The organism is Streptomyces sp. NPDC002779 (assembly GCF_042888685.1).
GTDB lineage: Bacteria > Actinomycetota > Actinomycetes > Streptomycetales > Streptomycetaceae > Streptomyces.
Genome location: NZ_JBIAQC010000004.1, coordinates 449569 through 472393 on the forward strand (window position 1 = coordinate 449569; position 22825 = coordinate 472393).

The 22825-nt window shown below is 71.6% G+C and carries 13 protein-coding genes and 1 pseudogene; 12 read left to right on the top strand and 2 right to left on the bottom strand.

What is annotated here, in order from left to right:
* Window positions 1–54 precede the first annotated feature (54 nt).
* From ACFYW5_RS14855 to ACFYW5_RS14895, 9 genes and pseudogenes are all read left to right on the top strand, one after another.
* On the top strand, window positions 55–2628 hold the full coding sequence (locus ACFYW5_RS14855; protein WP_389417359.1) for a family 78 glycoside hydrolase catalytic domain: 2574 nt from the start codon (window positions 55–57) through the stop codon (window positions 2626–2628).
* Between the two features lie 564 nt (window positions 2629–3192).
* Window positions 3193–3669 (top strand): annotated as a pseudogene (locus tag ACFYW5_RS14860) (glycoside hydrolase family 3 N-terminal domain-containing protein); the annotation flags it as partial.
* Between the two features lie 673 nt (window positions 3670–4342).
* The gene (locus ACFYW5_RS14865) at window positions 4343–5458 is read left to right on the top strand and encodes a glycoside hydrolase family 3 C-terminal domain-containing protein (RefSeq protein ID WP_389417360.1); all 1116 of its coding nucleotides are present in this window, start codon (window positions 4343–4345) and stop codon (window positions 5456–5458) included.
* 94 nt (window positions 5459–5552) lie between these two features.
* Window positions 5553–6818 carry an ABC transporter substrate-binding protein gene (locus ACFYW5_RS14870; protein WP_389417361.1) on the top strand — a complete coding sequence of 422 codons (1266 nt, stop codon included), beginning with the start codon at window positions 5553–5555 and terminating at the stop codon, window positions 6816–6818.
* 16 nt (window positions 6819–6834) lie between these two features.
* Window positions 6835–7614, top strand: a complete 780-nt coding sequence (locus tag ACFYW5_RS14875) for an IclR family transcriptional regulator (RefSeq protein ID WP_389417362.1) — start codon at window positions 6835–6837, stop codon at window positions 7612–7614.
* Window positions 7615–7930: 316 nt separating this feature from the next.
* The gene (locus tag ACFYW5_RS14880; RefSeq protein WP_389417363.1) at window positions 7931–15301 is read left to right on the top strand and encodes an amino acid adenylation domain-containing protein; all 7371 of its coding nucleotides are present in this window, start codon (window positions 7931–7933) and stop codon (window positions 15299–15301) included.
* 80 nt (window positions 15302–15381) lie between these two features.
* Window positions 15382–17631 (top strand): ATP-binding cassette domain-containing protein, encoded by a 2250-nt coding sequence (locus ACFYW5_RS14885; protein ID WP_389417364.1) that lies wholly within the window; start codon window positions 15382–15384, stop codon window positions 17629–17631.
* Between the two features lie 304 nt (window positions 17632–17935).
* The gene (locus ACFYW5_RS14890) at window positions 17936–18160 is read left to right on the top strand and encodes an MbtH family protein (RefSeq protein WP_389417365.1); all 225 of its coding nucleotides are present in this window, start codon (window positions 17936–17938) and stop codon (window positions 18158–18160) included.
* Between the two features lie 119 nt (window positions 18161–18279).
* Window positions 18280–19563 (top strand): acyl-CoA dehydrogenase family protein, encoded by a 1284-nt coding sequence (locus tag ACFYW5_RS14895; protein WP_389417366.1) that lies wholly within the window; start codon window positions 18280–18282, stop codon window positions 19561–19563.
* Between the two features lie 27 nt (window positions 19564–19590).
* Here ACFYW5_RS14895 and ACFYW5_RS14900 read toward each other — a convergent pair whose 3' ends face one another.
* On the bottom strand, window positions 19591–19803 hold the full coding sequence (locus ACFYW5_RS14900) for a hypothetical protein (protein WP_389417367.1): 213 nt from the start codon (window positions 19801–19803) through the stop codon (window positions 19591–19593).
* 229 nt (window positions 19804–20032) lie between these two features.
* Between ACFYW5_RS14900 and ACFYW5_RS14905 the strand changes: the two genes are divergently transcribed.
* Together ACFYW5_RS14905 and ACFYW5_RS14910 are read left to right on the top strand one after the other, a co-directional pair.
* Window positions 20033–20305 carry a DUF5132 domain-containing protein gene (locus tag ACFYW5_RS14905; RefSeq protein WP_389417368.1) on the top strand — a complete coding sequence of 91 codons (273 nt, stop codon included), beginning with the start codon at window positions 20033–20035 and terminating at the stop codon, window positions 20303–20305.
* 103 nt (window positions 20306–20408) lie between these two features.
* On the top strand, window positions 20409–21245 hold the full coding sequence (locus ACFYW5_RS14910; RefSeq protein WP_389417369.1) for a DUF3592 domain-containing protein: 837 nt from the start codon (window positions 20409–20411) through the stop codon (window positions 21243–21245).
* A 13-nt stretch (window positions 21246–21258) separates the two neighbouring features.
* On the opposite strand, the gene ACFYW5_RS14915 is transcribed toward ACFYW5_RS14910, so the two are convergent.
* A complete protein-coding gene (locus tag ACFYW5_RS14915; RefSeq protein WP_389417370.1) occupies window positions 21259–22140 on the bottom strand; it encodes an alpha/beta fold hydrolase in 882 nt (293 codons plus the stop codon).
* An 87-nt stretch (window positions 22141–22227) separates the two neighbouring features.
* Here ACFYW5_RS14915 and ACFYW5_RS14920 point away from each other — a divergent pair, with 87 nt between their 5' ends.
* The gene (locus ACFYW5_RS14920) at window positions 22228–22803 is read left to right on the top strand and encodes a CGNR zinc finger domain-containing protein (protein WP_389417371.1); all 576 of its coding nucleotides are present in this window, start codon (window positions 22228–22230) and stop codon (window positions 22801–22803) included.
* Window positions 22804–22825 lie beyond the last annotated feature (22 nt).

The following is a 22825-nucleotide window of genomic DNA, read 5'->3' on the forward strand; positions in this document are numbered from 1 at the left end:
AGCTCCCGCGCACCTGACGAAAGGTTCCTCTTGCTGTCCCCTCAGCCCTCGCCGGTGTCCTTCGAACACCTCCCGGACGGCCTCGGCATCGGTACGGCCACCCCCCGGCTGACCTGGACCCTGCCCCCCGGTTCCGGCGGCCAGCAGGCGTACGACGTCAGGCTCCTCCGCGCCGGCCGTGCCTACGGCAGCGGCCGGGTTGACGGCCCCGACCAGGTACTGGTGCCCTGGCCCGGCGCACCGCTGGCCTCCCGGGAGCGCGTGACCGTACAGGTCCGGGTCTGGACGACCAACGCGGCACAGCCCTCCGCATGGAGCGAGCCCAGTGTGGTCGAGGCCGGGCTGCTCGACCCGGCGGACTGGCGGGCGGTTCCCGTCGGCGCCGGATGGGCCGAGGACCCGGACGCCGAACGCCGCCCCGCCCGGGTGCGCAAGGACTTCCACCTGGAACGCCCGGTGGCCCGGGCCCGGTTGTACGTCAGCGCGCACGGCCTGTACGAGGTGGAGATCAACGGCCGCCGGGTCGGCGAGGAGATCCTCGCCCCCGGCTGGACGGTCTACCCGCACCGGCTGCGCTACCGCACCCATGACGTCACCGGGCACCTGGCCGCGGGCGCCAACACCATCGGCGCCTGGCTCGGCGACGGCTGGTACCGCGGCAAGTACGGCTTCGACGGCGGCACCCGCAACATCTACGGCACCGACCAGGCCCTCATCGCCCAGCTCGAAGTGACCTACGACGACGGCACCACCGCGGTCATCGCCACCGACGGGACCTGGACCGCGGCCCCGGGGCCCATCATGCGCAGCGGCCTGTACGAGGGCGAGGTCTTCGACGCACGCCTGGACGACCCCCGTTGGGCGACCCCCGCCGCGGCCGACCACGCGGAGTGGACCCCGGTACGGCCCGGAAGCCGTGACCCGCGCACCCTCGTCGCACCGCAAGGGCCTCCCGTGCGCTGCACCCAGGAGATCGCCCCCACCGGCATCACCCGCACCGCCGACGGCCGCCATCTGCTCGACTTCGGCCAGAACCTGGTGGGCCGCCTCCGCGTCACGGTCGACGGCCCGGCCGGTACGACCCTGGTGCTCCGGCACGCCGAAGTACTGCAGGACGGCGAGCTGGCCACCCGCCCCCTGCGCGAGGCGTACGCCACCGACACCCTGATCCTCGCCGGACACGGTCCGTGCACCTGGGAGCCGCGCTTCACGCTGCACGGCTTCCGCTACGCAGAAATCACCGGCTGGCCGGGGGAGTTGACCGAGGGCGCGGTGACCGCCCGGGTGTACCACACCGACATGCGCCGCACCGGCTGGTTCGAGTGCAGCGACCCGCTGATCAACAGGCTCCACGAGAACGTCGTCTGGAGCATGCGCGGCAACTTCGTCGACATCCCCACCGACTGCCCGCAGCGCGACGAACGCCTCGGCTGGACCGGCGACCTCCAGGTGTTCGCCCCCACCGCCGGTTTCCTCTACGACTGCGCCGGCATGCTCGAATCCTGGCTCACCGATGTCGCCCTGGAGCAGCTGCCCGACGGCACCATCCCCTGGTACGTCCCGGTCATCCCAGGCGAGCCCATGTGGACGCCGATCCAGCCCGGCGCCGCCTGGGGCGACGTCGCCACCCTGACGCCCTGGACGCTGTACCGGCGCTTCGGCGACCTGCGGATCCTGCGCCGCACCTACCCGATGGCCCAGGCCTGGGTGGACCTCGTCGCACGGCTGGCCGGCCCCAGCCGCCTGTGGGACACCGGCTTTCAGCTGGGCGACTGGCTCGACCCCGCCGCTCCGCCCGACGACCCGGCGGCCGGCTGCACCGACCGCTACCTGGTGGCCACAGCCTACTTCGCGCATTCGGCCCGGCATCTCGCCCTGTCCGCTGCCGAGTTGGGCGCCGAGCAAGACGCCGAGAAGTACGCGGCACTGGCCGAGGAGGTCACGGCCGCCTTCCGCGGGCGGTACGTGCTGCCCGACGGCCGGATGACCAGCGACAGTCCGACGGCCTACGCGCTCGGCATCGCCTTCGGACTGCTCGCCGAGGAACAGCGCGACGCGGCCGGTGACCGGCTCGCCGAGCTGGTCCTCGCCGACGGGGCCCGCATCGCGACCGGATTCGTCGGCACCCCGCAGATCTGCGACGCGCTCACCGACACCGGACACCTCGACGTGGCCTACCGCCTGCTGACCCAGACCGAGTGTCCCTCCTGGCTGTATCCGATCACCCAGGGAGCCACCACCATCTGGGAGCGGTGGGACAGCCTCCGCCCGGACGGCACCCTGAACCCGGGCGGCATGACCTCCTTCAACCACTACGCCCTCGGCGCTGTCGCCGACTGGCTGCACCGCGTGGTCGGAGGCATCGCCGAGTCCGCGCCGGGCTACCGCCGCCTCGTCTTCCACCCCCGCCCCGGCGGCGGCATCACCTGGGCCCGCACCCGCCACGAGACGCCCTACGGGACGGCTCGGATGTCGTGGGAGACGACGTCCGGCGGCCGGATACGAGCCCGTGTCGTCGTACCGGACGGCTGCACCGGCGTCGTACGACTCGCCTCATGCCCTCCCCTGGAGGTGGGTCCGGGAGAACACGAATTCGACTCCTGGGAACTGGAGAAGAAGTCCGCCTGACGTATTCATTCTTCTCGTCGATGGTCATCATCCATACGGTTGATGGCGCGGGTCGGCGTCCGTCCGTTTTCATTTGAAATTTCACTTCACTATTTCAATAAGACGGGTAGATTGCCTGGTCAGAAGCATTTTTCCGGTGCGGCTGCCGCAAGGGTTGACCGCTCTGGATGTGGCCCTTAGTTTTGCCGCTCAATAAGTGGAAGGCGCAACGGAAAGCCGATTCCCCTCCCCGTGGAATGCATGGGAATGCATGGGAACTGCGCTCCTCTCAGAGCTGGGGCCGGCCGTCACCTGACCCAGCGGCCGGCCCCTTTCCCATGTGTCCGTTGCGCACCGCCCCCATTTCCCCGGAGAGCCGCTGTGAAGAGAAGAACGTTTCTGTCCGCCGCCACCCTCACCGCCCTGAGCGCGAGCATGGCTCCCGTGCTGAGCGGAGCGGCAGCCGCCGCGACCTCCCAGGACCGCGCCGCCGCGATGCTCGCCCGGATGACGGCCGCCGAGAAGGAGGCGCTCGTCAGGTGCGACTTCGCGGCCCTCTCCCACCTCGGCATACCGGCCCTGACGATGGTGGACGCCTCCGCCGGCCTGCGCGGCGAGCAGGGCGTCACCGCCTTCCCGGTGCCGATCGCCCAGGCGGCGACCTTCGACGCCTCCCTGATGGGCCGGGTCGGCAGCGCCATCGGAACCGAGGGCCGGGCCAAGGGGTACAACAACCTCCTCGGTCCCACCATCGACCTGGCGCGGACCTGGCACATGGGCCGGCTGGCCGAGGGCATGGGCGAGGACCCCCTGCTCGCCGGTGAACTGGGCGCGGCCCTCACCGTGGGCATGCAGAGCCGCAACGTCGTCGCCACGGTCAAGCACTTCGCCGCCTACACGCAGGAGACCAACCGCTTCTTCACCGACACCGCGGTCTCCGGCCGCGCCCTGCACGAGATCTACGAAGCGCCGTTCCGCCGCGTGGTCACCGCCGCCCCGGCCACGTCCGTCATGATGGCCTACCCGAAGATCAACGGCACCTTCGCGACGCAGAACGCCGCCCTCTTCGACGACTTGAAGAAGCAGATCGGCCTCCAGGGCTACACCGTGCCGGACTTCTGGGCGGGTGACGACCAAGTCGCCGCCGCCCGGGCGGGCATGGACCTCGCCGGGCTCGGCCCCGCCGGCGTCAGGATTCCCGCCGGGTCCCTCACCGGCGGCGCGATCCCGGGCACCCGGCTGGACGACGCGGCCCGCCGCATCCTGGTCTCGATGTACGTGAACGGCCTCTTCGACCACCCGGTGCCCCCCGCCTCGGCCGACGTCAGCACCCAGGCACACCAGGCCCTGGCCCACGAGACCGCCGTCGCCTCCCTCGTCCTCCTGGCCAACCGCTCCGCCGCACTGCCCCTGCCGGCCAGCCTGAAGTCCCTGGCCGTCATCGGACCCGCGGGGACGGACGCCTTCACCGGGGTGGCCGGCTCCAGCTACGTAGACCCGGGCACCTGGACGACGCCCCTGGACGCCCTCCGCGCCCGGGCCGGCAGCGGGGTCAAGGTCACGCACGCCCAAGGCACCAAGGGAGACCTGCCCCTGACCACCGTGCCGTCCTCCGTGCTGCGCACCGGCACCGGAGCGCCCGGCCTGACCGGCACCTACTGGGCGGGCGCCGAAGCCTCCGGTACGCCCCTCACCTCCCCGCACCGACGCCACCGTCGACTTCACCTCCGCCCCGGTGGACGGGCTGCCCGCCGTCTGGTCGGCGAAGTGGACCGGCACGCTCGTCCCCACCACCACGGGTCTGCACCGCTTCTCCCTGCTGCCCGCCGGAACCGCCACCCTCAAGATCAACGGCGCCACCGTCGTCACCGGCACCCGGCACAGCCGCCGCTTCTTCCTCGGCCCCTACGACTACCCCCTCCAGGGAACCGCCCGGCTGACCGCGGGCAAGGCCGTCACCGTCGAGCTGACCTACACCAACGCCACCACCGACCCCGGCACCTGCGGCCTCACCCTGGGCTGGCAGCCAGGCTCCCTGATCCCCGCGGCCGTCGAGGCGGCGCGTGCCGCCGACGCCGCCGTCGTCTTCGTCAACCGGGTCGCCGGCGAGGACATGGACCACCACGGGCTCGGCCTGCCCGGCGACCAGGACCAGCTCATCAGCGCCGTGGCCGCGGTGAACCCGCGCACCGTCGTCGTCCTGAACACCGACGGCCCCGTGGCCATGCCCTGGCTCGGCGAGGTCGAGGCCGTGCTCCAGGCCTGGTACGGGGGCCGGGCCATGGGCACGGCGCTGGCGGCGGTCCTCTTCGGTGACAGCGACCCCTCGGGCCGCCTGCCCGTCACCTTCCCCGTCGACGCCACCCAGGGCCCCGGCACCACACCGGCGACGTACCCCGGCACCAACGGAACCGTCTGCCACGAAGAGGGCATCCTCGTCGGCTACCGCTTCTACGACAGCAAGGGCCAGCAGCCACGCTTCCCCTTCGGCCACGGCCTGTCGTACGCCTCCTTCGCCCATGGCTCCCTGCAAGCCACGTACGACACCACCACCAGGAGCGTGACGCTGCAGGTCACCGTGACCAACACCGGCTCACGCCGGGGCACGGACGTCGTGCAGGTCTACGCGACCCTGCCCGGCGCCGCGGCGGCCGAGCCGCGCCGGCTCGTCGCCTTCCGCAAGGTCACCCTCGACCCCGCGGCCGGCAAGCAGCTCACGATCACGATCCCCGCGCAGGACCTGACGGTGTGGAACGCCGGTACCTGGAAGCTCGTGCCCGGCACCTACACCTTCGCCACGGCACGCAGCTCGCGGGACCTGACCGCACAACGAGCCGTCCCCATCGGCTGACAGCCACCCCTGCCGGCGCGCCACGCCTGCCGCCTCCCCGGCACGGCATGGCGCGCCCCACCTACCCCGTCCCTCTACCGCACGGAGCCCTCTCGTGCCCTCCAGACCGAGACGCATCCCGCTCGCCGCGCGGCTCGCCACGGCCATGGCGCTGCTGACGGGCTGCTCCGCCGTCGGCGGGATCGGCGGCGACACCGCGGACACCGAGCTGTCCGTCATGGCCAACACCACCGACAAGACGTCCATGCAGGCCGTCGTCGAAGCCTTCCGCCGAGCCCATCCCGGCATACGGGTCACCGTCCGCTACGCCGATACGAACACACTGCAGAAGGAGCTCCCGCGACGGCTCCGCGCGGGCGACGCGCCGGACATCTTCACCGTCTGGCCGGGCAACGGCAATCCCGCATCGGTCGTCGCCCTGGAGCGGGAGTACTTCCTGCAGGTCCTCACCCTGCGCCGCTTCGGCGGCCGCATACCGTCCGGCATCCGGCCGGTCACCGACACGGACCTGGGGACGTACGTCGTCCCCGTCACCTTCAGCGCCATCGGCGCGATCTACTCCTCGGAAACGCTGGAGACGCTCGGCGAAACCGCTCCCCGTACCTACAGCGGCCTGCTGGAGCTCTGCGACACCGCCCGCAGCCACGGCAAGGTCCTGTTCGCGCTGGGCAACGCGACCCCTTGGGTGACCCAGCTCGTCGACTACGCCCTCGTCGCCACCACGGTGTACGCCGACGATCCCGACTTCGACGCGCAGATGGAGTACGGCCGAAGGACGTTCGCCCGCTCCGGCTGGCGTCAGGCCATGGCGAAGTACCTGGAGATGCGGGATCACGGCTGCTTCAGCTCCGACCCCCTCCGCACCACCTACGAGGAAGCCGTCGAGCAGGTGGCCGACGGACGAGCGGTGGGCGTGGTGCAGGTGGCCGGCACCCTCCCCGATCTGCGTGCCGCCGCACCGGACATGCACTTCCGGATGACGGCGCTGCCCGCCACCGACGACCCCGAGGCGACCCGCATGCCCGGCGCGGTCTCCGCCGCCTACGGACTCAACGCGGACACCGCGCACCGCCGGGCAGCCCTGACCTTCATCGACTTCCTGGGCTCCGAACGGGGGCAGAACCTCTACAACAAGTCCGGCGCCACACTGCCGGCGCTCCCCAACGACTCCACCTCCGTCGACCCGGCCGTAGCGGAGGTGGCGCGGCGCCAGAAGGAGGGCACGACGGTACCTTTCATGGACCAGCGGTGGCCCAACTCACAGGTGCAGCAGACCCACTTCGCCCAGGTGCGCGCCCTCTTCGAGGGCACCACAGACATCGACCGGACCTTGGCCGCGATGGACGGCGCCTACAAGTAGGGACACGCGGAGGGCCATGCACACACCACGCCAGGAGTCGGTGCTCTCCCGAGCGGCGCGCATCCTCGAGGCGTTCAGCCAGGACGAACCGGCCCTGACGGTCTCCGAGATCGCACGCCGGACGGGACTGCACGTGGCCACGGCGTCCCGGCTGGTGGCCGAGCTCGTCGCCCATGACTTCCTGAGCCGGGACGCCGATCGCAAGGTTCGGATCGGCGTCCGGCTCTGGGAACTGGTGACCCGCGCCTCACCGACGCTTTCGCTGCGCGACCACGCCATGCCGTTCATGGAGGGCGTGCACGACGTAGTGGGCCACCATGTGCAGCTCGGCGTGCTCGAAGGGGGCGAGGTGCTGTTCCTCGAACGCCTCTCGGCCCCCCACGCGGTGGTCAACTACACCCGGATCGCCGGTCGTCTGCCTCTGCACGCCTCCTCCAGCGGCCTGGTCCTCCTGGCCCACGGCCCGGCCGACCTCCAGCAGCGGATCTGCGACGGCCCGCTGACGGCCTGCACCCCGGCCACCCCCGCCACCTCCGCGGGACTGCGGGCGACGCTGGCCGAGGTCCGCCGCCAGGGCTACGCCTCCTGCCCCGGGTTCGTCCACGCCGACGCCCTCGGCGTCGCCGCCCCCGTGCGGGGTGCGGACGGCACGGTGGTGGCGGCGCTGTCGGTCATCGTGCCCCAGGACGCCCGGGCGCAGACGGTCGTCCCCGTCGTCCGCACCGCCGCCCGGGGCATCTCCCGCGCACTGGCCGGCAGCGCGACGTCTTCCCGGAGCCGGCCTCTCACTGGATGAGAAAACCCACCTGCGAAGTGCGCAGCAGCAAGCAGCAAGGCACCCCGCCGCACCGGTCACCGCGCCCACTCCCGCCCGCCGGAGCCGCGCGACACACCGTCGGCGTCATTCCTTCGGGTGGCTCTGTTGCTCCTGATGCGGAGAATGTGCTGGTAGCTGACACGATGGGTGGTCTGGCGAAGGCCGGCCGTGATCAGGGGGCGCCGGCACCACAGGAGGTACGTCGTTGTCCCGTCCTCAGCTTCCCGCTCAGTACGTCGGTGACCATTCGCAAACTCAGGAACACAGACCCGACACATCGGCCGAGATCCTTCCGGTGACGGCGGGGCAGCGCGAGGTGTGGCTCGCCGAGCAGCATTCCCCGCACCTGGGCTCGGCCCTGCGCCTGGGTGAGTACCTGGACATCCACGGACCCGTCGACCCAGGTCTGTTCGAGACGGCCCTGCGCCAAGTCGTCGAGGAGACCGACGCGTTACGGGTGCGCCTGGTGCCCGGCGCGGACGGCCCCGTCCAGATCCTGGAGCGCGAACTGCCCTGGACGCTCGCCTTCGTCGACGTGAGCGACGAGCCCGCGCCGGAGGCGGCCGCCCGAGCCTGGATCTCCGAGGACATGGCCCGGCCCATGGACCTGGCCAACGGGCCCCTGTTCAGCTACGCGCTGTTCCGGCTCGCACCGGACCGTTTCTGGTGGTACCACACCTACCACCACGCCGCCGTGGACGCCTACGGCTACGCCCTGGTGGCCCGCCGGGTCGCCGAGGTGTACACCGCCCTGGTCCAGGACACCGAGCCCGGCCCGTGCCCCTTCGGCCCGCTGTCCGCACTGGTTCAGGCCGACCGGGACTACCACGCGTCCCCGGATCACGCCGCGGACCGGGAGTACTGGGCGGGCGAGTTGTCCGGATGGACGCGCACGCACGCGCCGCCCGCTGCCGACGCCGATGCTCAAGGGCCCGTTCCGCGCACGGAGTTGCTGCCCCTCCAGCGGCCCCAGGCCCTCAAGGAGGCGGCCACCCGCGCGGGCGTCTCCCGCTTCCGTTTCGTGTTCGCCGCTGTCGCGCTCCACACGCACCGGCTGACCGGCGCCCGGGACATCGTGCTCGGGCTGACCGTCGCGGGCCGGGTGGGCGAGGCCGCCCGCGAGACACCGGGCATGCTGGCCAACAGCGTCCCCGTACGTCTCACGGTCCGGCCCGACATGCCGTTGCGGGAACTGCTGGCCCAAGTCGACCGGCAGATGCGAGCAGCGGTCGAGCACCAGCGCTACCGCACCGAGGACCTGCACCGCGACCTCCACCTGTCCCGCGGCCCCGGCAGCGTGTTCTCACCGGTCGTCAACCTCATCGGCTTCGACTACAACGTCACCTTCGCCGGGCACCGTTGCGTCGCGCACAACCTCTCGTTCCCGCTCGGCGCCGACCTGCTGATCATGGTCTGGGACCGTCGGGACGGATCCGGGCCGCACATGCGACTGCACGCCGCGCCCGGAGCGCACGGCCAGACGGACCTGCTCGACACCCAGCAGCGTCTGCTGCGCCTCCTCGCGGACATGTCGGACCTGGACCCCGACCGGCCGATCGGCTCGCTCGACGTCCTGACGCAGGACGAACGGCAGCGCCTCCTCGACCTGGGCGACGCCACCGCGGCGGGCAGTCCGGCCGTGCCGTTCCCGACCCTGTTCGAGGAGCAGGTGCGCCGCGCCCCGGACGCGGCGGCCCTGGTGGCCGACGGGACGTCTCTGACGTACGCGGAACTGAACGCGCGCGCCAACAGGTTCGCGCACGCACTCGTCGCCAGGGGCATCGGGCCCGAGGACGTGGTCGCCCTCGCGCTGCCCCGGTCGGCCGAACTGGTCGTGGCGCACCTCGGCGTGCTCAAGGCCGGGGCCGCCTTCATGCCGGTCGATCCGGCGTATCCGGCGGCGCGCAAGCAGTACATGCTGGCCGACGCCCGCCCGGCCCTGGTGATCGAGGACCGGGCGCTCGTGGCCGACCTGTCGCAGGGGCAGCCGGAGACCGATGTGTGCCGGGCCGTGGACCCACGGCATCCGGCGTACGTGATCTACACCTCCGGTTCCACCGGGAAACCCAAGGGCGTGGTGGTGACGCACACCGGTATCGCCTCAGTGGCGACATTCCAGGGAGAAGGCGCGGCGATGACCTCCGGCAGCAGGGTGCTGCAATTCGCCTCGCCCAGCTTCGACGCCTCCGTACTGGAGACGTATGGCGCCCTGCTGAACGGGGCCACGCTGGTGGTCGCCCCCGCGGCCGACCCCGTCTCCGCCCTCCTCGACGGCACCTCCCTCACGCATGTGGTCGTACCGCCCTCGGTGCTGGCGGCGCTGCCCGAGACGGACGTGCGTGTCCCGACCGTGCAGGCGGCCGGTGAGGCGTGTCCGCCGGGGCTGGTGGCGCGCTGGGCGCCGGGCCGGTGCATGCTGAACGCCTACGGGCCGTCCGAAGCCACGGTCATGGCGACCCTGAGCCCGCCACTGGTGCCCACGGCCGCGCCGCCGCCGATCGGCCACCCGACCCCGGGCAGCCGCCTCTACGTGCTCAGCGGCACCCTGCACCCGGTGCCGGTGGGTGCCGCGGGGGAGCTGTACATCGCCGGGCCCTCCCTGGCGCGCGGCTATCTGCACCGGCCGGCGCTGACGGCCGCCCGCTTCGTGGCCGACCCGTACGGACCGCCGGGCAGCCGGATGTACCGGACGGGCGACGTGGTGCGGTGGCGGTCCGACGGCCAGCTGGAGTACATCGGCCGCGCCGATCAGCAGGTCAAGGTGCGCGGGTTCCGCATCGAACCGGGGGAGGTCGAGGCCGCGCTGACGGCCTGCCCCGGGGTGCGGCAGGCCGCCGTGCTGGCCCGGTCCGGCCGGCGGCACAGTGATGTCAGGCTCGTCGCCTACGTCGTAGGGGACGAGGACGCCACCCGGACCGGGCTGCTGCGGGAGCGCCTGCGGCAGAGCCTGCCCGAGCACATGGTGCCCTCGGTGTTCGTACGGCTGGACGAGCTGCCCCGCACGCCGAACGACAAACTGGACCGCGACGCCCTGCCCGCCCCGGACGACGACCAGTTGGAGGCACCGCCGTCGCGTGCGCCCCGCAGCCCGCGCGAACAACTGCTGTGCGAACTGTTCGCCGAGGCCCTGGGCCGCTCCCAAGTCGGCCCGGACACCCACTTCTTCGAAACCGGCGGGCATTCCCTGCTGGCGATCCGCCTGGTCTCCCGCGTCCGCGCCGTCCTCGGCGTGGATCTCACCCTCAGCACGCTGTTCGACGCACCCACGCCCGCCCTGCTGGCGTCGAGGCTCGACCTCGCGGACACGGCCCGTCCGCCCCTGACCGTCCAGGAACGACCCGACCGCACTCCGCTGTCGTTCGCGCAGCGGCGCCTGTGGTACCTGCACCAGGTCGAAGGACCCGGAGCCACCTACAACATCCCCCTGGTGCAACGCCTGTCCGGCCCCCTCGACCGGGCCGCACTGGAGCAGGCCCTCGGTGACGTGGTGGGCCGCCACGAAAGCCTGCGCACGGTCTACGGCGACATCGACGGCGAGCCCTTCCAGCGGATCCTCGACGCCGACGCCGTGCGTACCGCGCTGCCGGTGACCGATGTGGACGACGAGGAGGCGCTGCACGCCCGGCTGCTCGACGCCGTCCGCTACCCCTTCGACGTGGCGATCGAACCGCCCCTGCGCGCCGAGCTGTTCGCGCTGGGCCCCGCCGAGCACGTCCTCGTGATCGCGATCCACCACATCGCCGCCGACGGCTGGTCCCTGGCGCCCCTCGCCCGCGACCTGGCCACCGCCTACACCGCCCGCAGCCAGGGCCGCAGCCCCGACTGGGCGCCGCTGCCCGCCCGGTACACCGACTATGCCCTGTGGCAGCGCAGGCTCCTGAGCGAGCCCGACGGAGTGCTCGCCCGCCAACTCGACCACTGGCGGCAGACCTTGGCGGGCCTGCCCGAAGAGCTCGGCCTGCCCTACGACCGGCCCCGCCCGGCCGTCGCGTCCCACAGCGGTGCCCGGGTCCGCCTGACGATCGATCCGGAGCTGCACACGGCACTGACCGAGCTGGCCCGCCGGTCCGGCGCGAGCCTGTTCATGGTGCTGCACGCCGGGCTGGCCGCGCTGCTCACGAAGCTGGGCGCGGGCACCGACGTGCCCGTCGGCAGCGTGATCGCCGGGCGCAACGACCAGGCCCTGGACGACCTGGTGGGCTTCTTCGTCAACACCCTGGTGCTGCGCACCGACACCGCCGGAGACCCCGCGTTCACCCGGCTGCTGGAGCGCGTCCGCCGGAGCGCACTGGCCGCCTACGCGCACCAGGACGCGCCCTTCGAGCAGGTCGTCGAGGCGCTCGCCCCGCCCCGGTCGCCCGCCCGCCACCCGCTGTTCCAGGTCGCGCTCTCCCTCGACGCCGACGAGGGCGCGGCGCTCCGGCTTCCTGGGCTGGAGGTCTCCCCGATCGCGGTACCTACCGAGACCGCCAAGTTCGACCTGGACATCGGCGTCTACGAGAAGCGCTCCGCGCAGGGCACGTGCCTCGGTCTGCACGCGACCCTCGACTACGCGACCGACCTGTTCGACCAGGGCACGGTCGAGGACCTGGCCGCGCGCTGGGTACGGCTGCTGGAGGAGGTCGTACGAGACCCCGACCGGCCGCTCAGCAGCCTCGACGTCCTGTCCGCCGACGAACGCCGTCACCTGCTGGCCGACACCGGCCGGCCCGCCGCGGCCACGGGCACGGTCCCGGAGCTCTTCCACGCGTGCGTGCGTGCCGCGCCCGACGCGGTCGCCGTGGTGGCGGGCGGCGTCACGTCGACGTACGGGGAGCTGAACGCCCGGGCGAACCGGCTCGCCCACGCCCTGGCCGCGCGCGGGGTGGGTCCCGAGGACGTGGTCGCGGTCGCCCTGCCGCGTTCGCACGACCTCGTCGTGGCCCTGCTCGCCGTGCTCAAGGCGGGGGCCGCCTATCTGCCGCTCGACCCGGAGTACCCGCGGCCACGTCTCGCCGCCATGGTCGACGACGCCAAGCCGGTGCTGCTGCTCACCCACCGGGCCACCGCCGTCGGCCCGGAGATGCCCACTCTTCTGCTGGACACCCCGGAGACCGAGCAGGCGCTCCAGGGGCTGCCCGACAGCGACCCGGTGACAAGGTTGTCGCCCGACCATCCCGCCTACGTGATCTACACCTCGGGGTCGACCGGGGCGCCGAAGGGGGTCGTCGCCCGCCACGCGAGCGTGGCCAACCTCGCCGCGCAGTACTGGGAACGGGTCTTCGGTCCGGCGGCCGAGCGCCTCGGGGGCCGGCCGCTGCGGGTCGCGCTGACCGCCTCCGTGTCGTTCGACGCCTCGTGGGGCCAGCTCGCCGCCCTGACGGCCGGTCATGAACTGCACGTTCCCGACAGCGGCACCTGGGCGGACGCGGACCGGTTCGCGGCCTGGGCCGTCCGGCATCGCATCGACACCATCGACGCGACCCCCTCGTACCAGCGCATCCTGTACGACCGCGGGTTGTTCACCGACGAGCGGTGGCGGCCGGGCCTGGCCGTGCTCGGCGGTGAGGAGCTGCCGGAGCGGCTGTGGAGCGAACTACGGGCGGTGGACGGGCTGGTGGCCCACAACATGTACGGGCCGACCGAGTGCACCGTGGACGCGCTCCAGGTGCGCCTCGACGCGGCGCCGAGTCCCGTCCTCGGGCAACCGGTCCCGGGAGGCCGCGCCTACGTCCTGGACACCGCGTTGCGGCCGGTGCCGCCCGGGGTGACCGGCGAGCTGTACGTTGCGGGCGCCGGACTGGCACGCGGCTATCTGCGCCGCCCGGGTGCGACGGCCCACCGGTTCGTGGCCGATCCGTACGGTCCGCCCGGGAGCCGGATGTACCGCACCGGCGACCTCGTACGGCGGCGCGGTGACGGCCTCCTCGTGTTCGCGGGCCGGGCGGACGAGCAGGTCAAGGTCCGCGGCCACCGCGTCGAACCCGGCGACATCGAAGCAGTCCTCGCCACCCACCCCCACGTCGCCCACGCCGTCGTGACCGCCCGCGCCGACCACCGGGGAGACACCCGCCTGGCCGCCTACGCGGTCCCCGTCGACGGGGCCGGGATCGACCCCGACGAACTGCGGGCCTTCCTCCGGGAGCGCGTGCCCGCCCACATGGTGCCGTCGGCGTTCACCACCCTGGACGCTCTGCCCCTGACCCCGAACGGAAAGCTCGACCGCCGCGCCCTGCCCGCACCGGACTTCGCCGCGGGCGCCGGCGGCGGCCGGGCCCCCGGCACCCCCGAAGAACGCACCCTGTGCGACCTGTTCGCCGAAGTGCTGGACCTGCCCGCGGTCGGCGTCGACGACGACTTCTTTGCCCTGGGCGGCCACTCCCTGCTCGCCACCCGTCTGGCCAGCCGGATCGGCGACGCCCTGGCCGTGCCCTTCGGCCTGTCGGCCCTCCTGGAGGCACCGACCCCGGCGGGACTGGCCCGGCACCTGCAGACCGGCGAGACGACCACACCCTCGTACGTCCCGGACACCGAGGCGAGACTCAGCCCCGCCCTGCGCTTCGCCTCCGACCCCCGGCGCGGCGGTGACCCACGGGAGATCCTGCTCACCGGAGCCACCGGCTTCGTCGGCGCCTTCCTCCTGGCCGAACTCCTGGACAGGACAACGGCCCAGGTGCACTGCCTGGTCCGCGCACAGACCGACGCCGAGGCACGCGAACGGCTGGCCGAGGCATTGCGGACGTACGGCATCACCGCGACGGTGGACGATCCGCGCCTGCACATCGTGCGCGGTGACCTCACCGCCGTGGACCTCGGCGTGGGATCGGCGCACTGGGCGCGGCTGCGGGAGACGGTCGACACCATCGTCCACAGCGGTGCCCGCGTCCATCACCTGTCGCCCTACGCCCGGTTGAAGCCGGCCAACGTGGACGGCACCCGAACCCTGCTGCACCTGGCGGGCGAAGGCCGGCCCAAGGCGTTCCACCATCTGTCGACGCTCGGGGTGTTCCGGTCCGGCCCGGAGGCACCCCGGCCGGTCACGGAGGACTCGGCGATCGACGGTGCACGCCACCCCTACGGCCGGGGCTACGCGGCGAGCAAGTGGGTCGCCGACCGATTGGTGGAGCGTGCCTTCGCACGGGGAGCGAGCGGCGGCATCCATCGCCTCGGCCGCGTCTGGGCCCACTCCTCATCCGGCGCCATGAGCCCGGACGACATGTTCTCCCGCCTGCTCACCAGCTGTGCGGCGCTGGGCTGCCATCCGGTGGACCCGGGCCTCGAGGAGAGCCTGCTCCCCGTCGACGTCCTCGCCACCGCCGTCGTAGGACTGCTCCTCGACACCGACGGGACCGATCTCGTGCACCACCTCCACCACCCGCGCCGGACCGGCCCCGGCGTCTTCATGGCCGGCTACGACCGGCTGCACGGGACGCGCACCGAACCACTCCCGCTCACCGACTGGCTGCGCCGCCTGCGCCGCGCGACCGAACGCGGACAGGACCTGCCGATCGCGCCCTACCAGGCGTACTTGGAGGAGTACGCCGACACGGCACAGGACGCGCGGCAGCCGGGCCTGGAGTTCGCCAACGAGCGCACGGTGCGCCGACTGCGGCGACTGGGCGTGGTGATCCCGGAGATCGACGAGGCGGCGGTCTCCCGCTACTGGAAGTTCGTGGACAAGCGATGACCTTGCTGGAAAGTCCCCCGGCCCAGCGGCCGATGACACGGCTGACTCCCACCCGAGCGAAGATGCGGCCCCGTTCGATCGTGCCCGGACGCCAACGCTGGGAGGTCGACCTCCTCAAGGGCAGGCCCGCGGCAGCGCGGCTGACCGAGGCGACGCTCCTCGAGACGCCGGGCATCGAGGAAGTGCACGCCAGCCCGGTCACCGGCCGGGTGCTGCTGCGGCACGACCGTACGGTCAGCCCGCGCGAGGCCGCCGGACTGCTGCGGCAGGCCGTGTCACGCACCTTGACGGCCCTCCTCACGACGGTGGTACGACCCCGCGCGGCCCGGCCCGCGGCGCCTCGCCGGGACCCGACGCCCCGAACGGACAAAGCAGGCAAGGGACGTTGGCTGCCGCGGATCGTCGCGGCCGGCGGCGCCGTGGCGGCGGCCGTCGTCGGCGGACCGCTCCTGCTGAAGGTGCTCAGCAAACCCCTGCTCATGCTCGGGCTGACCACCGCGGCCACGGTGGGGATCGTCCGCAGAGCCTGGCGCAGATCCGACCGCACCGGCGACGAAGCCGCGGCGCACCGCCATCCCCTGCGCCGCATCATCGGCCCCCACAAACGTAAGTTCGCGCTGGCGGCGGTGCTGTCCGGTCTCTCGCAGCTGGCGGAGATGGCACTGTTCGCCCTCAGCCCGTCGATCGTGCTCCTGGTCGCCAAGGGCGGCAGCTCGACCCTGGCCGGTTACGGACTGGCCGGTGTCACCAGCCAGTTGGGGCTCCTCGTCGGTGCCGCCGGCGCCGCCTGTCTCGCCATGGCGGCCTTCGGCTACGGCGCAAGCGTCGCCTGGCGGCAGCTCGCGCAGACCATCGAGGACGACTGGCGCACCCGCACCTACGAGCACGTCCAGCGGGTGGCGCCCTCCGAGCTGGAAAAGGAGCGCGTCAGCCGGGTCAACAGCGTCCTGTCCGAGGACATCAGCCAGATCAGCACCTTCGTCGCCTCCAACATGAACGACGTCGTGCAGATGGTCGCCAGCCTCGCACTGGTCGTCCCGGCCTTCCTGCTGCTCGCCCCGCAGATCGCCTGGATCGCGTTCGTCCCCATTCCGGTCGTCGCCTGGCTCTCCTTCCGCTTCCACGAACGCGCCGTCGCCCACCACGCCGCCTCCGACGAACGCCGGGCCCGGCTGAACGGCCGCATCACCGAGAACCTCCACGCCCACACCACCATCAAGTCCGCCGTCACCGAAGAGCACGAGATCGCCCGGATCACCGAGTTCAACCGCGAGTGCAGCGAGGCCAACCGCGCCAGCGGACGCAGCTCCGCCATCCCACCCCAGATCCTGCGCCTGGCCGGTGGTTCCGCCCTGGTGGGTACGGTCCTGCTGGGCGGTACGGCCGTGTTGCGCGGGACCCTGTCCACCGCCGCCTTCGGCCCGCTCATCGAGATGCCGGGGATCGCCATGCTGAAGCTGTCCCGGCTGGGCAGCACCACCGACCAGTACCAGCGCACCGTCACCGCCCTGGACCGTGTGGAGCGCCTGCACCGGCTGCCGCTCGAACCCGTCGCGCAGGGGCGCCCGTTGCCCCGGCAGCAGGTGAAGGGCGAGATCGAACTGCGGAACGTGACCTTCGCCTACCCCGGCCGCGCCCCGGCCCTGAAGGACACGTCCCTGCTCATCCCACCCGGCCGGACCACGGGCATCGTGGGTACCAGCGGCGCCGGGAAGACCACCGTCGCCAAACTCCTCATGCGGTTCCACCACCCCGACCGGGGCCGGGTCCTGCTCGACGGCGCCGACGTGCGCACCCTCGCCCTGCCAGACCTGCGCCGCGCGATCGGCTACGTCACCCAGGAACCCTTCCTGTTCGACGCGACGATCGCCGAGAACATCCGCTACGGCGCCTTCGACACCACCGACGAGCAACTCCTCCACGCCGCCCGCACCGCCGGCGCCGACACCTTCATCGACAGCCTGCCCGACGGCTACGACACCCGGGTCGGGGAGCGGGGCGCGGCGCTGTCCGGGGGGCAGAAACAGCGCATCGCACTGGCCCGCACGATCCTGCGCGACCCCCCGGTCATCATCCTCGACGAGGCCACCTCCGCCGTCGACAACGAGACGGAGGCCATCATCCAGCGGGCCCTGCAGGTGTTCGGCTCGGACCGCACGATGGTCGTCATCGCGCACCGGCTGTCCACCGTCCAGAGCGCCGACCAGATCTACGTCATGGGACCAGGGGGACTCGTGGCCGAACAGGGCACGCACGAGGAGCTGGTGACCCGCGGAGGCACCTACACCACCCTCTGGCAGCTCCAGGCCGGCACCCCGACCGTCGCCTGACGGATGACCTGTTCAGCTGTTCGTCATTCGTTCGGGTGGCAACACCTGCCGGGCCTCCTGGAACCACCGTTGACCTGGCAAGATGTATGTCCGATCCCTTTTGTCAAGCCGTCGCCGCGCCCGCCCTTGTTCGAGGAGCGGGCGCGGGCCGAGCCCTGTACCGCGCCGGACACTCCTGTCCGCACGGCCGAACCTGACGCTTCCTCACGTTCGCCCACCTCGCTCACCGGCCCGCCGCATGCGTGCCCGTGTCCATGAGTGCACGAGTCGCAACCCGCGAGCCACCAGAACCCGGAGAACCGACATGGCGCATGCCACCAACCCGTTCGACGACGACGAGGGCCGCTTCCTGGTGCTCGTCAACGACGAGGGCCAGCACTCGCTGTGGCCCGCCTTCGCCGACGTCCCCGACGGCTGGACCGTCACCCACCCCGCCGACACCCGGCAGGCGTGCCTGGACCACATCGACCGGACCTGGACCGACATGCGGCCGCGCAGCCTCGTCGAGGCCATGGACGCCGGAGGCTGAGACGCCGGACAGCACACCGGCACACGCCGGCCGCGTCCCCGCCGTGCACGACCGCAGAGCCCCTCCCGGACTCCGGCCCGTGAACTCCCCTCATCCCACCAGCCGTTAGGACACCGCCCGTGTTTCTCTCGGAATCCTGCGCCGTTCTGGCCCGCCATCCCGGCCTGAAGGAATTCGCCTGTCGTGTCACCGACTTCCTCGACACCCACCTGCCTCAGCCCGTCACCGAGGATGCCGCCCGGCCGCCATGGCTCGATCTGCGCAAGCGCGCGGCCCAAGCCGGGTTAACCGGGTTCGACCTGCCGCGCACCGACGGCCGGCCGCCGTACCCGTGCGGCCTCGCCGGGGACCGGGACGCGGCCGCTCTCGTCCCCCCGCGTCTGGAACGCGTGGCCCAAGGTCTGGCCATGTTCCTGGCCGGCCGGCGCGACTGCGACGCCCGCGAACTCTTCAGCTCGGCGCACGGCGCGATGGCCGTGCGGTACGGCCTGCCTCCCATCGCCCGGACGGTCCACGACCGGATCGTGGGCGGCGGCGAGCTGGCCGGTGTGGCGTCGAGCGAACCGCACTCCGGGTCGGACCTGCGGGGCTTGCGCACCGTAGCGGTCGATCAGGGCGACCACCTGCTGCTCTCGGGCACCAAGGGCCTGGTCAGCCGGGTGGAAGAGGCCACCGGTTTTGTCGTCTTCTGCAAGCTGGTCACGCCCGAACAGGCCGCCGGGCGGGATGCCGACGGATCCTGGCTGCGCGAAGTGCCGCTGTCGGCCCTCTGGTTGCCGATGGCGACCGCGGGCATCCTGACCGAGACCACCGTGCCCCTCGGGCTACGGGGCTGGAGCCTGGGGCATCTGCACTTCGACAACGTCAGAGTCGGCAGGGAAGCGCTGCTCGGCAGGCCCGGCGACGGCCGCCACATCTTCGACTCCCACTTCTCCGGCTGGCGGCTCATGATGGCGCTGGTCTGCCTCGGCGCGGCGACCGCGGCGATCGAGGAGACGACGGCCAGGGTCCGCCGACGCAGTGTCGGCCGGACGTCCCTGGCCGGCGTGCCCTCCGTGGTGTGCCGGATCGGCACCGCGGCGGCCGAGGTGCAGGCGGCCACCGCCTGGTGCTTCTCCCTGCTGGAGCGGCTCGACCGGGACGGGGAAGACATCGACGTGGCGGCCTGCTCCGCCGCCAAGGCCTTCGCCACCGACGCGGCCTACCGAGCCGTCGACATCGGGCTGCAACTGCACGGCAGCGAGGGCTACACCCGCCGCACGCCCATGGAGAAACGCCTGCGCGACATCCGTGGCCTGCGGATCGCCGACGGCCCCAATGACACCCTCTACGGGGTGCTCGCCCATTCCCTGCTCACGGGCTCCCGGCCGTCCGCGCCCCTGGTGGCCCAGCGGCAGGCGTGACTCCTCTCGGCGTCCTTTCGCTGTCCTTCAGGAAAGCCTGTTCCTGAGCATCGAGAGATAGAAGGGGAGTTTCTTCACGGCTGCCCGCGGTACTTCATAGATTTCCACCGCGCCATGCAAATGATCGCTGATGGTGAGGATGCATTTCCCGTTTGCATGGCGCACTTCAGCGGAATAGAGAACTTCCCCTGACGTGGGCTCAGCCGCAGCAGTGGCCTCGTCGGTTACTGCCTTTTCCATAATTCACTCCCGGCTCAGTATTCTCACCTAGGGGGCGGATAAGCACAGCTTGCCCCCTATCGCACGCTAAGTCACAACGACCCCGAAAAGATCAACTCGACCTGGTATGCACACGAACGGGTGAATGTCCTGAGAAGCCCTGGTGAGTGGGCATCTCGAATAGCTAGGCTGGTATTTCCAGGATGCTGCCGGAGAATTCCGGTATGCTGCTAGAAGGGCTGTACTGACTATGCTTCCTGTACTTCCTGTCTTCTTGGTCGGGGTGGCCGCCGCTCCCCTCCTGAAGAAGATGATCCGGCCGGTCGTGCGGGGGACCGTAAAGTCCTCCGTAAAGCTGGCCATGGACGCCAAGCGGGTCGCCCACGAAATCAACGAAGACCTGAGCGACATCGCGGCGGAAGCCACCGCCGAGGCATTCGCCGCAGACCTTCAGGAGGGGTCCGAGGTGCCGCGCCAGACCGTAAAAAAGACCCGACCGAGCACCACGGCCCCGAACGTATGAAAGTGCTCCGGTAAGCTCCCGCCGCCTTCGCGTCCTTCTTCCACTCGGCGGTAACGGGTTCGGTTTCGCGTAGTGCCTGCGATCAGGCCCTAGGATCCGCTACATGGGGCGGGACGTGAGTGTGGTGCTGAAGGGGCGCGGGGGCGTCATGCGACTGGAGAGCGGGGAGGTTCGGGTGGTGCGGGGGCGCGTGACGTGGCGGATACCGTTGCGGGCCCTCGGTTCCGTGGAGAGTGACGGCGCGACCTCGGTACGGCTGAGGATCAGCGGCGACACCTCGGGAGACGGCTTCCAGGTGAGCAGCGGCAACAGCAACGCCGTCGGCGCGTTCACCGAGGCGCTGCGTCGGGCCATGGCGGGCCACCCGCCCGTATCGGACGGCGCGGCGCTGGTGAGCACCGAGCCCACGCCCCGGACGCCGCCGGCCCTGAGCAGTCGCGCGTCCAGGTGGACCGTGGGGGTGGGCGGCTATCTGCTGCTGCTCGTTGTCCTGTTCGCGGTCGTGGAGGCGCCGGACCAAGTGGGCTGGCTGACCGCCACCGCGTTCCTGCTGCCCGGCGGCGCCGGACTGCTGGTGCTGGCATGGAGATTCTTCCTGCGCGACCCGTGGATACTGCGCCGCCGCGGCGTGACGGTGCCCGGCGAGATCGTCGATTACCGCACGTCCCCGAAGCAGCAGGCCATGAACCCCGTCCTGCGATTTACGACCGCCGGGGGTGTCACCGTCACTCAGGAGTCGACGGTCACCGTACTGATGCGGCGCCGGAGCCCGGCCGTGGATGTCACCTACGATCCGCAGAACCCCAGCAGGGTCCGAGGCGGCCGAGCCCCGGCCCATATGAGCGCGGGTCTCTTCGTCGCCGTACTCGGCTCGCTCGCAACCTTCGTGCCGCTGACCGGCTTTGTCATCGCCGTGCTGGACAGCCTCCTGCACGGCTGAACCGCGGTGGAAACTACGTCATCGCAGCGCTGGTGCGGTCGAGGAAGTCGGCGATGAGCGGAGCGATCTCGGGCAGCTTCTCTTCGAGGGCGAAGTGACCGGTGTCGAAGATGTGGAGTTCGGCGTCGGGAAGGTCCGCCAGGTAGGCGTGCGCGCCGGCCTCTGGGAAGAACGGGTCGTTGCGGCCCCAGGTGATCAGGGCGGGCGGAGTGTGGTCGCGCAGCCATGCCTGCCACTGCGGATAGCGCTCGACGTTGGTGTGATAGTCGAAGGCCAGGGCGATCTGGGCTTCCTTGCGCCCGGGCAGGTCCAGGAAGTGCTGGTCGAGGGTCCAGCCGTCGGGGGCGATGAGTTCGGGAACGCTGGTGCCGCCCTCGTACTGTCCGCGCGTGCCGGGCAGGGTCAGCAGGCCGCGGATGGCGTCTTCGCTGCCGGGGGTGTCCGGGGTGAGGGCGATGAAGTCACGGGCGCCGGATGACAGGCCCTGCTGGTAGGCGTTGCCGTTCTGCACGACGAGGCCGGCGATCCACTCCGGGTGCCGGGTCGCCAGCCGGAAGCCGACCGGGGCCCCGAAGTCGAAGACGTACATCACGAACCGGGTCAGGCCCAGCCGTTCCACGACGCCTTCGACGACGTCCGCGAGGTGATCGAAGGTGTAGACGAAGTCGCTGGGGGTCTCGGTGTGCCCGAAGCCGGGGTAGTCCGGCGCGATCAGCCGGTAGTGCGTGCCGAGAGCGTCGATGAGGCGTCGGAACTGGTGGGAGGCCGACGGGAATCCGTGCAGAAGGAGCAGGACGGGGGCGTCGGCCCGGACGGGGACCGACTCGCGGTAGAAGACCCGCACCCCGTCGACGTCGACGTGGCGGTGGACGGTGCGTGCGAGGGCGGCAACCATGACTTCACATGCCTCCTGAGTGAGGTTACGCATTAGTTGTACCGGTGGAGATCTAACGCGTCAACGGCTCTAGGTATCATTAGGACCATGGTTGATCTCAGACCGCTCACCGGAGAGCCCCTGGCCCTCGACCTGGTCAACACCAGACCGCACACGGCCGACGGCCCGCTCGACCTGCTCGGCGACGTCACGCAGTTGCGGTCCTGGCTCGTTCTCCAGGCGGACCGCCTCCCGGAACCGGCGTCGGACACGACGCTTCTCTCCGACGCGGATCTGGCCGCCGTGCACGAGGTACGCGAACACGTCGCGGTCGCCGTGAACGCCGCGCGTCAGGGCGAGCGGCCCCCCACGGCCGCACTGGACGGCCTCAACAAGGCGCTGTCCGCCGCGCCCGCCGTCCCGCGAGTCGGCTGGGACGGCACCGCGGTCACCCTCGCCACCCGCCGTTCGGGCACCCCCGGCACGCGGCTCGCCGCCCTGCTCGCCGAGGACGCTGCCGTACTGCTGGCCGATCCGGCCGTCCGCAAGGTCCGCCCCTGCGAGGCCGAGGACTGCGTGATGCTGTTCCTGCCCGCGCATCCGCGCCGCCGCTGGTGCTCGGCCGCCCGGTGCGGCAACCGCACGCGCGTCGCCCGCTATTACCAGCGCCACAAGGCCGATTGAGCCCGCCGATGCTGTGGCACTT